An 11,242-nucleotide genomic window follows, 5' to 3' on the forward strand; every position below is an offset into this window, starting at 1 on the left:
CCTGTTAAGGCGGCTCAATGAATTGCTGAATTAACTGCTGCAACTTTCGTTGCTTTGGTCACTTCATCAGACATTGATATCAAAAATTGTTTTTGATGCTCGATGCTGTGAGTGCCCACACAGATTGCTTGATTCAAATTGTTAAAGAGCGTCACGCTTGTCGCGTTGAGGATGCGCATCTTACGCTCCTCACTTCGAAAGTCAAGCGGTTGTTTTCGCTTTTCTTTCGCCGCCCACTTCGCTAGGAAGCTGGCTCATCAGTTCGGCGTGGTCCGCCGTGCTGGTAGGGGCGCATTATAGGGAGCCGCGCCGGGATGACAAGGGCTTTTTCACCGAGAAGAACCGTTCGCTCAGATATGCAGCAAAGCGGTTCTGTTTCGTTCGCGTCACCACCATTTCGGGCTGTCATTGGATTTAAATTGAACATTTGAAAAGCCACTTTATAATTGGCTTTTCAAATGTTCAATTAAGGATTCATTCATGCACCAGATCCTGGATAGCCGCAAAGAGGAGAGAATCGTTCCTCTGTTCCGCCTCGGGTTTCGGCCTTTCTTCCTGTTTGGCGCCTTGTTCTCGGCTTTGGCGATGCTGGGCTGGCTGGGGCAACTCAACGGCTGGTTCGCTCTGCCCGGGATTAGCAACCCTATCTGGTGGCATGCACATGAAATGTTGTTCGGCTTTGGTGCCGCCATAGTGGCGGGTTTTCTGCTTACCGCCGTCCAGAACTGGACCGCTCACCCAGGTGTACGCGGTTGGCCGCTGGCACTGGTCGTGGGATTGTGGGCCATCCCGAGAGGCCTGCTCCCCTGGTTTGGAGAAAGCAATGTCACTCTGATGGTCATGGACCTGGCCTGGTTGCCCCTCTGTACGTGGTTCCTCGCCAGACCCATCATAGTGACGCGCCAGTGGCGCAATCTCTTTTTTGTTCCCCTGCTTCTCGTGTTGACCCTGCTCAATACCGCTTGCTGGCGGTGGCATGCCGAATGGCCATTGGTGGAACATATCCTGCTTGCAACCGTGCTCCTCTTCACGACCCTGATTGCCGTCATGGGAGGACGTGTCATTCCCTTCTTTACCGCCAGAGCCACTGGGACGGAAAAAGCATTACCACTGCCGTGGCTGGAGCGCATTGCCCTCGCGTCTCTGTGGCTCATCCTGCTGCTCTGGTTGGTGCTCCCGACACAGTGGGTCATCGGAATTCAGATGTTCCCTCTATATATAGTGGCGGCAGGGGCTCACCTCTACAGGCAGCTGCGCTGGCGACCCGGAACCACGTTGGCCCAGCCCCTGCTGTGGTCGCTTCACCTGGCCTACCTCTTTATCCCACTGGGGCTGACCGCCCTGGCGGCACGCACGGCTGGCTGGCCGATTGCCTTGTCACTGGCCAGCCATCTGTTCAGCGCGGGCAGCATGGGGGCCATGATCCTCGGGATGATAGCCCGTGTATCCCTCGGACACAGTGGCAGAGCCCTGCAGATAGGACGCAGGATCACGGCGGCATTTGCACTGGTGATCCTGTCCGCGCTGTTGCGGGTCTTGCTCCCTCTCTTTTGGCCAAATCTCACCCTCACGGGATGGAACCTCAGCGGATGGAGCTGGGTTGCCGCCTACGGTCTGTTCATCTGGGTTTATACCCCCATACTGACCAGTCCCAGGGCGGATGGCCGCCCCGGCTAATCATCGCGTGGCCATGGCCGGATAGTGGATCAGATTGTGGAAGATGGCGGGAGCGACCCCAAGATTGCGATAGCCATGGGTACGGTCCGCTGCAAATCGGACGGCCTCACCCTGATCGAGGGAACGCCACGCCCCGTCAACCAGTACCTCCATCACACCGCTGATGACGATGACATGTTCGGTCACTCCGGGTTCATGGGGTTCTGACTCCCGCTGGTAGCCAGGTAGCAGGGTCAGTTCGAACAACTCGAAACCAAAGCGGGCCTCATAGGGGAAAAGCGGGGCAACCTGCATCCCCTCTCCCGCCGGCTGCTGTCGAATATCATCGGCAATACGGTATACCGTCTCTCCCTGTGCCGCTGGTGTCGGCTCAATGAAACTGGAGAAAGAGACCCGAAAACCGGTGGCAATCTTCCACAATGTTGCCACCGTCGGACTGGATTCACCTCGCTCGATCTGTCCCAGCATGGCCTTGCTCACCCCCGTTTCACGGGCGGCCATATCCAGGCTCCATCCTCTTTCAGTGCGCAGCCCTTTCAATCGCTGGGCCAGATAGCGACTCATCTCCTGCATCTATTCTCCGATTTCTTCGAACCATATTGTGCGCCATAACGCACAGCGTTATAGTCCAAACCACATTGTACGCAATAGCGCACAAGCTATCAGCATCCACAAGGAAGTTTCCCATGCCCCTAGCCCTCCCCCACATGGTCGCGGGACTCATCGCCGTATTGGTGGGTTACACGAGTTCTGTCGTCTTGATCATCCAGGCCGCCACGGCCGCCGGTGCCGATGCAGCCCAGGTCTCTTCCTGGCTATGGACACTGGGTATCGGCATGGGGGTCAGCTGCATCGGCCTCTCCCTTTATTACCGGGTGCCTGTCTTGACGGCCTGGTCCACCCCGGGTGCCGCCCTGCTCATCACCAGCCTGGGGAACTTCAGTCTGGCTGAAGCCATCGGCGCCTTCATCATCTCTTCACTGCTGATCACCCTCTGCGGTATCAGCGGCTGGTTCGACAGGCTGATGCGTCACATTCCCGCCCCACTGGCGGCCGCCATGCTGGCCGGAGTCTTGCTCAGGTTCGGGCTGGATCTCTTCAAGGTGGCACCGCAAGATCCTCTGCTGCTTGGCACCTTGCTACTGGCTTTCTTGCTGGGTCGCCACCTCTGGCACCGCTACACCATGGTGCTGGTCCTGGCGGCCGGCATGCTGCTCTGCACCCTGAGGGGCGAGCTGCAACTCAACGAGGTTCACTGGCAACTTTCCACCCCGGTCTGGATCTCGCCAGCCTTTTCCATCGACGCCCTGCTCGGCATCGCACTCCCGCTCTTTCTCGTTACCATGACCTCGCAAAACATGCCGGGCATTGCCATCCTGCGCGCCCACGGCTATCAACCGGCCACTTCTTCCCTGATTGGCTGGACCGGATTCATCGGCGTGCTGCTGGCACCGTTTGGCGGCTATGCCTTCAACCTGGCCGCCATCACTGCCGCCATCTGCATGGGCAAGGAAGTGGATCACGATGTCACTCGACGCTGGCCTGCTGCCGTGTGGGCTGGATGTTTCTACCTGCTCACAGGCTGTTTCGGTGCCACCGTGGTTGCCCTGTTCAGCGCATTCCCTGCGGTGCTGGTCACCTGCGTGGCCGGGCTGGCGCTGCTCGGCACCATAGGCAGCAGCTTGCACAGCGCCTTGCTGCAGGACGAGGAGCGGGAAGCCGCGCTACTGACTTTCCTCGTGACGGCCTCGGGGATCACCCTGCTCGGGGTCGGGTCTGCCTGCTGGGGATTGCTGATCGGAGTGACATTGCATCAAGTCAACCGGCTCCGTGCCTGACCTGACCATCTGGGGAGACTCCAGTGAGACGCAGCACATAATCCTGAGAAGAGCGTTCACATATGAACCTTATTCCTTTCTAGTGACAAAACGGCGCAGATCCTTCCCGACAAGCGCCGTGGTCAGACTCAATACTGGAGAACGAAGATGAGGAATCAGGCTGTCATTTTGTTATTGGCACTGCTGGGCGCCACCACGGCCCAGGCTGCCGACACCGATCGGGAGCTGGCACGCCAGCTCGCGCTGCAGCAGAAGAACCTGCTGCCACTCCTGAACAGTCAGGAATACCAGAGCCCGCTGCCCAACCTGCTGCAAAAGGCCAGCCCCCGCCTGAAGCGTCAGGCTCGGGGTGCCAACCAGGCGGCCATCAGTCGGCAAGGGCTGGATGGCGAGGTCAGGGAGCTGATGCAACTGCGGCTGGCCAATCCGGATCAGGCGGATGCACTGCAACAAGGGGTGGAGCCACTGGTTGCCTACATACCAAGTGGTGACGAAAAGAGCTGGAGCGCCATCGAGGCGTTCGACAGCGCCGGCAACCCGATCTATCTCGATGTGAACCAGCCGCCGGCGCGGCCGGTACTGGTGGTGGAGGCCGATCCGGTCAAAGCCAAGAATGCCGGCCTGAAGGTGATGCGAAAGGCGCTGGCTGCCGCCGACATGCAGGTGACGCCCCGTGCCACCAGCAACACCACGCCCCTCAAGACCAGCATTCTCAAGAAGATCAGGCTCAACGATGATCAGGAGCCCTGGCTGCTGGGCGCCGCCGAGGTCTATGCCGTCGTGGCCGGGGTCAATCCTGGCAGGGACGAGCCTGTGGTGGATATCGTCGACATGCCCTATCTCGACTACGACAACACCGACTACACCCCCAACCAGATCCTGGTCTATTGGGATCGCTACCGCTGGGGAGCCGTCGACGTGGTCATGATGGAGCAGGATGACAACGTCAATTACAAGGAGCTGAGCGCCCTCCTGATTGACGCACTCAAACTCGGCTTCACTGCGGGCGGCGTACCCGAGGCCCTGCCCTTCCTCGACCTCGGCGGTCGTATCGTCAAGGCACTCCCGGACTCCTGGATGACCAACAACGACGACTACCTCGACACCTTCTATACCCTGGAGCAGGACCAGAGCTATCACCAGTATCCCGGTGCCGCCGGCAATGCAGTCATCGATCTCGAGCCCAGGGAGATCCAGCCAACCCGGCCCTGACTGTCGCCCAAAACAAAAAGCCAATGAGAAGACTCATTGGCTTTTCTGTATCAGAGCCGCGGATCAGGCCTGACCTTTCGGCCTCACACCCAGTGTGTGACAGATGGCGTAGGTCAGCTCTGAGCGGTTCAGGGTATAGAAGTGGAAATCCTTCACCCCTTCCTGACTCAGCACACGCACCTGGTCGATGGCAATGCTGGCTCCCACCATGTTGCGCGTCATCTGATCGTTTTCCAGCCCTTCGAAACGCTGGTGCATCCAGCGCGGGATTTTCACATTGGTGAAACCAGCAAACTTGGCCAGGGTCTGGTAGTTGGAGACCGGCAGTATCCCCGGCACGATCTCCGCATCGATACCGATGGCGGCGCAGCGATCCCGAAAACGCAGATAGGTCTCCACATCGAAGAAGAACTGGGTAATGGCCCGGTTGGCACCGGCATCTATCTTGCGCTTGAGGTTCAGCAAGTCGGATTGCGCACTGCGAGCCTCGGGGTGACCTTCCGGATAGGCGGCGACCGAGATATCGAAATCGGCTTCGGATTTCAGCAGGGCGACCAGGTCGGTGGCATACATGTCAGGCTTGTCGAGACCGGGAGGCAAGTCTCCGCGCAGGGCCACGATATGGCGAATACCGCTGTTCCAGTAGTCACGGGCAATGGTGCGTAGCTCGTCACGGCTGGCGTCGATACAGGTCAGGTGCGGGGCGGCGATGAGGCCGGTACGCTCCTTGATGTCCTTGATCACCTTGTGAGTGCGGTCCCGGGTGCCCGAGTTGGCGCCATAGGTCACAGAGACGAATTTGGGCTCCAGCACCTGCAGGCGCTCGATGGACTGCCAGAGGGTGTTCTCCATCCCTTCGCTGTTGGGCGGGAAAAACTCGAAACTGACCGATATGTCGCCACCCAGATCCGCCAAACTCTGGTTGAGTGCCTCAACCTGACGCGCGCTGTGAAATCCCATCTGCTCTCTCCCTGTCCTGCAACCCATTCCTTCACGCCAAAACGGATGTTTGGACGTCTAAACGTCTTTCTATCTTTATGAGAAAACGGATCAAAGTCAATACCGATTTGTCAGCGACAAGGGGGATTGCCGATTTTTTTATTTTGCAATTCAACCTAAGTAATGAGCGACCCCATCCCAAAATGCTGTCAGGCACGCTATGATGCGGGCGGATCGTCCTGGACGTTCTGAATCTGCGTGTGATTGTTTGGCCGGGTTTCCCGGCCTTTTTTTAACTTCTTTCCCCGCCTGCCGATAAGCAATTCAAGCGTTTGCAGGAGCCCCATCATGGAAGATCACCCCGGTTTTGCCACCGATCTGCTGTTCGATCGCTATCAGGGCGAGGTGACGGATCATGATGCGTTCTGGACCGTGCGCACCCCGGGCTCTCCAGACTACTACTTCGGCAACTACCTGTTGCTGCCCACCCCCCCAAGCGATCGTGACAAGGGCTGGCTCGAGGCCAGTTTCGACAGGCTGATTGGCTGGGATCCCCGTATCCGCCACCGTACCTTCCAGTGGCCCCTCGCCGCAGGCCAGAACAGCCGGGTCGCCGGGTTCGTGGCGGCTGGATACCAATACATGGAGTGCGTGGTACTGGCGCTGGGTGCAATGGAGTGGCAAGCTCCCACCGGCAGCGACCTGGCCCCGGCTCGCCCGTTCACCGCGGCGGACTGGGATCAGTGGCTCGCCTTCGAGCTGGCAGAGCGGGATCCCGCCCATTCGGAGGAGCGCTATCTTCCCTATCTCTTGTCACGCCGCCAGCTCTATCAGGCCATGATCGATGACGGGCTCGGACAGTGGTGGGGGTTATGGCACCAGGATCAACTGGTTGCCAGCTGCGGACTCTTCTTCACCGGCACCCTGGGACGCTTTCAACTGGTGCGCACGCACGCAGAGTGGCGAAACCGGGGGCTCTGTCGTCTGTTGCTGAGCCAGGTCGCACGCCAGGGACTGGCACGGGCCAGTTCGCTCATCATAGTGGCAGACGAGCACTATCACGCCCAGCGGGTCTATCGCACTCTGGGTTTCGTGCCGGTGGCCCGTATTGGCAGCCTGTGCCGCTTGCCACGGGAATGACAGGTCATCACGCAGATGCAAAACGGGAGGCCAAGGCCTCCCGTTTTGCATGGTGAACCATCAGGGCTGTGCCCCCTCCAGTTCGCTGGCGAGCGCCTCCTCCACTTCGGCAGGAGGCGCTGGAGCGACGGCTCCGGACACCGGTACTGACGGAGGCTGGGTTGCGCTCGCTCCGGAGGGCGCTTGTCCATCCGGCACCACAGGCGCAGCAGGCTCGGTCCCGATGGCACCCGACACAGGGACGGCAGGCACGCTCGCCTCACACTGACACTCCTGTCCCTTGCCCTGGTTGCCCTGATGGGGGGCATACCACCCTTTCAACCCCTGTTCCAGGCGATCGGCCGCCACCTTGGGTGCCACGGTTCCCAGCAATACCTGCTGGCTCACCTCGGCCAGTTCATCCCCGAGCTTGGGAGTGCCGCGGGAGAGGATCTGGGTGGCAACCCGGATGGTGGAATCGCACTGATCCCGCCACTCCATCATCTCTCTGGCCGCCGGATTGGTGGCTTCAAAGAAGTGGTTGGAGAGCGAGAAGAAGCCGGGCAGCGAGTTGGTATAGAGCTCGGCAAACTGGGGAGTGGTCAGCCACTGCAGGAAGGTCATGGCGGCCTCCTTGTTCTTGCTGGCCGGATTCATCCCCATACCGATATCGGTGTGATCGGTGAAGAAACAGCCATCCCCCTGCTTTGCCACGGGCGGGCGCATGACACCGAAGTCCACCTTGCCGGTGAAGGGGGCAATCTCCCAGGATCCCGCCGCATAGAAGGCAGCCTTGCCCGAGGTGAACAGCTCGTTGGTGGTGGCGTAGTCGCGGCTCTCACCCCCCTCCCCCAGGTAGTCACGCCAGCGGGCCAGCTCCTCGAACACCTTGACGTATTGCGGGTTGTTGAAGCGCTCCTGGCCCCCGATCAGCGCCAATCGACCATCCTCCCCCTTCCAGTAGTTGGGGCCTATGTTCTGGAAACCGAGCTCGGAGGCAACCCAGCTCTCCGAGCCGCTCACGGCGAGGGGAACATAGCGACCATCCGCCTTCACCTTGTCCAGGGCCGCGAAGAATGCCTCGCGGGTCTGGGGAACCGTCAGCCCCAGCTCACTGAAAATCTTCTTGTTGTAGAAGAAGCCGTGAATCACCGATGCCATGGGTACGCAGAAAGTCTGGGCGCCACTGTCGGTCTGCCAGGGGGATTGGGCAAAGCTCGGGAAGTTCTCCATCCCCGCCATCTCGCTCAGCTCCACCAGATGGCCCGCCTTGAACAGGGCCAGGGAGTCGTCAAACGGGCGGCAGGTGATGAGATCCCCCGCCTTGCCCGCCTTGAGGCTGGCCCAGAGGGTCGGCATGTACTCGACGTTCTGCACCCCGTTGAATTTCACTTCAATACCCGGGTGGGCGGCCTCGAATGCAGGAATGATCTTCTGTTCCCACAAGGCCTTGTCATCAATGCGCCAGCTCTCTATCACCAGCTCGCTGGCCATCAGCTGGCCACACAACAGGAGACTCAGGGCCCCGATCCACTTGTTAGCCATAAGTCCTCCTACACCTTGAAATGGGCGATCAATTGCTGCTGCTTGGCGACCAGATCCGCCAGCACCTCACTGCTGCTGGCCGATTCCCGCGCCTCCCGCTCGGTCTCGTAAGCCACATCCGCAATGCCGGCGACATGACGGGCAACCCCCTGACTCACGGAGATCTGTTCCTGGGCGGCATGAGCCACCTGATCCGCCATCGCCTTGATGGCGCTCATTCGCTCGGCAATGGATTGCAGCGCCTCGTCCATCACCCGGGTCTGGGCCACGCAATCCTGGGTCTGCTCCTGGCTGCGTGCCATCACGGCCACCACGTGCTTGCTGGAACTTTGCAGGTTCTCGATCATGGCCTGGATCTCCTCGGTCGAGGTCTGGGTCCGGTTCGCCAGTGCCCGCACCTCGTCCGCCACCACCGCGAAGCCGCGACCTGCGTCCCCCGCCCGGGCCGCCTCGATGGCCGCGTTCAGCGCCAGCAGGTTGGTCTGCTCGGCGATGCTGCGGATCACGTCGAGGATGCTGCCGATGTTGTCGCTGAATTCCCCCAGCTTGTGGGTAATGCCGACCGCCTCTTCCATGGCACCCGCCAGTTGTTCGGTTATCTGGCGCGTAGTCGCCACCTGTTTGCGTCCGGCGCGGGCCTCTTCGTCCGCCAGGTCCACCTCACGCTTGGTGCCGTCAGTGGATCGCGCCACCTCGGTCGCACTCACCTCCAGCTCGGTGATGGCGGCAGCCACCTGATCGGTCTGGCTCTTCTGATCCTGCACCCGTGACATGGCCCGCTCGCTTATCTCGGCGGCGCGGCTCGCCTCGTCCACCAGATGGCGCGAGCCGGCATTGATCTGGGCGAGCAGCTCGCCAGTCTTGTCTGCCAGGGTGTTGATGGAGCGGGTCAGGCTGCCAAACTCGCAGCGGCTCTGGTAGTCGATGCGCCGGGTCATGTCACCCGTGGCCATGCGATCCAGCTCCCGATCGATGAGTTGCAGCGGACGCTGGATGCTGCGGGCTGTGGTGTAACCGATGAGGAGCGCGGCGGCTGCGGAGATGGCCGACACGATCAGGATCCAGGCGCTGGCGCTGCTGACGGCGTCATCCGCCCCGACCCGGCTCGCGCTGGCAATGCTGCCCGCCGATTTGGCCATCTCGTCCAGCAGCGCCAGGCTGTTGACCAGACTGGTGTCGAGCTGCTGGTTCAGGGACTGCAGCGAGGCCGCCAATTGCTGGCCATTGCGCATGGTCGCCAGCAGCCCTTTCGGGCCGAGGGCCAGCTCCTGCATCCGATCGAGGTTGACGATGAAACGCTGCCTCACGTCATCGGGCACCTGCACCCGTTCGAGCCGTTTGCGTGCCATCTCGATATCCTTGCCGAGCACCTTCTCCAATTCATTGAGATCGGTCTTGGCATCGGCCCGGCGGATGTTTTTCAGATCCCGGGCAATGCCGGAGGTGATGAGTTCGGCCTTGTTGCGCATGGAGCGTTTGCTCGCGGTCTGCTGCAACAACAGGTCGGCGGCCCACTGGTAGGTATCTTCCAGCCGGATGAACGCCAGCTCCAGTTCATGGCGCCGATCGAGTGCGGCCACCCACTGACCGTGCTGGGTCAGCACCTGATCCGCCAGACCGTAGAACTCGCGGGGCGCCCCGTCGACCTGGCGAAACCGCTCGCTTGCCTCCGCCACCCCGTCAAACCGGGCCATCCCTTGCTCTGGGCCAGGAAACGCTCCTGCTGCGCCTTGAACTGGCTGGCCAGTTGCGGCAACTGGGCCGCCTCCTCGCTGGTTCTGTAGGTGAGCACCCAGCGGTTGCTGTCCTGCAGTGCGCCCTTGAGCCCGGCGACCGCGATCACCAGGGGGGTGGCACGATCAGAAACCTGGGAGAGCCCCTCGTTGATCCCCCGGATCTTCAGGATACTGATGAAGCCGAGCAGAACCAGCAACAACAGCATCAGCACGAAGCCGGCGATGATCCGCTGCACAATAGATAAACCCATGGAGGCATCCTCACTCGTTGGGGAAAGGGGTGAATGCCGAGGTTATCGGCAGCGGGATGCAATGGAATAGCGGTTCGTGACGCGATGGCGGGCCAGATCACAGTTGGCGTGACATGGCAGGCAGAAAAGGGCCCGAACAGAGCCGGGCCAAAGAGACATGCTTGTTGTCATGCCCGTGCACCGGCCACGTTTGTCATCAGAAGCGGTAGCCGACGCCGAACATGAAGGCCACCGGATCGATGGAGGTGTTGATGGTGCCCACGGCGGTATGCACATCGGTATCGATGTCGATGAGCCAGGCGGAGGCGTTGACGAACCAGCGGTCATTGATCGCCATGTCCAGGCCCACCTGACCCGCCATCCCCCAGGAGGAGTCCACGCTCACATCCGTCCCGGCCAGGGCACCGCGCCCTTCCTCGTCGAAGAAGGTGGTGTAGTTGATACCGGCCCCCACATAGGGGCGCACCTTGCTGTTGGCATCACCGAAGTAGTACTGCGCCATCAGGGTCGGCGGCAGATGTTTGACCTTGGCGACCTCACCCAGGCCGGCAGTCGACACCGAGTGGGAGAAGGGGGTCGCGGCCAGCAGCTCGACACCCCAGTTGTCCGTCAACATGTAGGAGAGGGTCAGGCCAAGCTGCATGTTGCTGTCGATCTCCAGCTCGCCCGTCCCCAGCACGTTGTCACTGCTGGTCTGGGGAGAGACGAACGCCAGGCCACCACGGACCAGGATGTCACCGGCCTGATGTGCCATGGCGACGGGGGAAGCAAAAGCGGCTGCGATTAACAGAGGAAGGATCTTTTTCATCACAATTTATTCCTTTTTTGTTTTCTTTCTATGTTGCAAGCGGCCTTGTTGCACAAATCGGGGAACTATCTAGCCAAGTGGTGATCTGATCTCCCGGATCAATCACCGAGCACAGTC

9 protein-coding genes and 1 pseudogene are annotated in these 11,242 nt (G+C 60.5%); 4 read left to right on the forward strand and 6 right to left on the reverse strand.

Annotation, left to right across the window (positions count from 1 at the left end):
• Window positions 1-14 precede the first annotated feature (14 nt).
• Window positions 15-179, reverse strand: a complete 165-nt coding sequence (locus tag OKB81_RS16490) for a hypothetical protein (RefSeq protein WP_164882878.1) — start codon at window positions 177-179, stop codon at window positions 15-17.
• A gap of 301 nt (window positions 180-480) precedes the next feature.
• Here OKB81_RS16490 and OKB81_RS16495 point away from each other — a divergent pair, with 301 nt between their 5' ends.
• A complete protein-coding gene (locus tag OKB81_RS16495; protein ID WP_143236983.1) occupies window positions 481-1,677 on the forward strand; it encodes an NnrS family protein in 1,197 nt (398 codons plus the stop codon).
• Here OKB81_RS16495 and OKB81_RS16500 read toward each other — a convergent pair whose 3' ends face one another.
• Window positions 1,678-2,250: a helix-turn-helix domain-containing protein gene (locus OKB81_RS16500; RefSeq protein ID WP_010674223.1), complete on the reverse strand. Its 573-nt coding sequence runs from the start codon at window positions 2,248-2,250 to the stop codon at window positions 1,678-1,680.
• Window positions 2,251-2,363: 113 nt separating this feature from the next.
• Between OKB81_RS16500 and OKB81_RS16505 the strand changes: the two genes are divergently transcribed.
• Together OKB81_RS16505 and OKB81_RS16510 are read left to right on the forward strand one after the other, a co-directional pair.
• A complete protein-coding gene (locus OKB81_RS16505; RefSeq protein ID WP_234888616.1) occupies window positions 2,364-3,515 on the forward strand; it encodes a benzoate/H(+) symporter BenE family transporter in 1,152 nt (383 codons plus the stop codon).
• Window positions 3,516-3,662: 147 nt separating this feature from the next.
• Window positions 3,663-4,727 carry a DUF3103 family protein gene (locus tag OKB81_RS16510; protein ID WP_042879160.1) on the forward strand — a complete coding sequence of 355 codons (1,065 nt, stop codon included), beginning with the start codon at window positions 3,663-3,665 and terminating at the stop codon, window positions 4,725-4,727.
• A gap of 63 nt (window positions 4,728-4,790) precedes the next feature.
• On the opposite strand, the gene metF is transcribed toward OKB81_RS16510, so the two are convergent.
• Entirely contained in the window at window positions 4,791-5,687 is an 897-nt protein-coding gene (metF, locus tag OKB81_RS16515) for a methylenetetrahydrofolate reductase (RefSeq protein ID WP_010674220.1), read from the reverse strand.
• A 327-nt stretch (window positions 5,688-6,014) separates the two neighbouring features.
• Here metF and OKB81_RS16520 point away from each other — a divergent pair, with 327 nt between their 5' ends.
• Window positions 6,015-6,806, forward strand: coding sequence for a GNAT family N-acetyltransferase (locus OKB81_RS16520; protein ID WP_043156071.1), 792 nt, complete (start codon window positions 6,015-6,017; stop codon window positions 6,804-6,806).
• A gap of 60 nt (window positions 6,807-6,866) precedes the next feature.
• Here the strand turns inward: OKB81_RS16520 and OKB81_RS16525 are convergent, their stop codons facing one another.
• The 3 genes and pseudogenes from OKB81_RS16525 to OKB81_RS16535 form a co-directional block, all read right to left on the reverse strand.
• Window positions 6,867-8,330 carry an extracellular solute-binding protein gene (locus tag OKB81_RS16525; RefSeq protein ID WP_160838124.1) on the reverse strand — a complete coding sequence of 488 codons (1,464 nt, stop codon included), beginning with the start codon at window positions 8,328-8,330 and terminating at the stop codon, window positions 6,867-6,869.
• Between the two features lie 8 nt (window positions 8,331-8,338).
• A pseudogene (locus OKB81_RS16530) lies at window positions 8,339-10,317 on the reverse strand (methyl-accepting chemotaxis protein).
• A 196-nt stretch (window positions 10,318-10,513) separates the two neighbouring features.
• Window positions 10,514-11,125 carry an OmpW family outer membrane protein gene (locus OKB81_RS16535; RefSeq protein WP_010674216.1) on the reverse strand — a complete coding sequence of 204 codons (612 nt, stop codon included), beginning with the start codon at window positions 11,123-11,125 and terminating at the stop codon, window positions 10,514-10,516.
• Window positions 11,126-11,242: the final 117 nt, after the last annotated feature.

This window comes from Aeromonas sp. QDB56 (genome assembly GCF_027705505.1).
GTDB classification, from domain to species: Bacteria; Pseudomonadota; Gammaproteobacteria; order Enterobacterales; family Aeromonadaceae; genus Aeromonas; species Aeromonas caviae.

Bases quoted from the DNA above. Each gene is read 5' to 3' on its own strand.
- metF (WP_010674220.1), bottom strand. From the start codon at position 5,687: ATGGGATTTCACAGCGCGCGTCAGGTTGAGGCACTCAACCAGAGTTTG.
- OKB81_RS16520 (WP_043156071.1), top strand. From the start codon at position 6,015: ATGGAAGATCACCCCGGTTTTGCCACCGATCTGCTGTTCGATCGCTAT.
- OKB81_RS16525 (WP_160838124.1), bottom strand. From the start codon at position 8,330: ATGGCTAACAAGTGGATCGGGGCCCTGAGTCTCCTGTTGTGTGGCCAG.
- OKB81_RS16495 (WP_143236983.1), top strand. From the start codon at position 481: ATGCACCAGATCCTGGATAGCCGCAAAGAGGAGAGAATCGTTCCTCTG.
- OKB81_RS16500 (WP_010674223.1), bottom strand. From the start codon at position 2,250: ATGCAGGAGATGAGTCGCTATCTGGCCCAGCGATTGAAAGGGCTGCGC.
- OKB81_RS16510 (WP_042879160.1), top strand. From the start codon at position 3,663: ATGAGGAATCAGGCTGTCATTTTGTTATTGGCACTGCTGGGCGCCACC.
- OKB81_RS16490 (WP_164882878.1), bottom strand. From the start codon at position 179: ATGCGCATCCTCAACGCGACAAGCGTGACGCTCTTTAACAATTTGAAT.
- OKB81_RS16535 (WP_010674216.1), bottom strand. From the start codon at position 11,125: ATGAAAAAGATCCTTCCTCTGTTAATCGCAGCCGCTTTTGCTTCCCCC.
- OKB81_RS16505 (WP_234888616.1), top strand. From the start codon at position 2,364: ATGCCCCTAGCCCTCCCCCACATGGTCGCGGGACTCATCGCCGTATTG.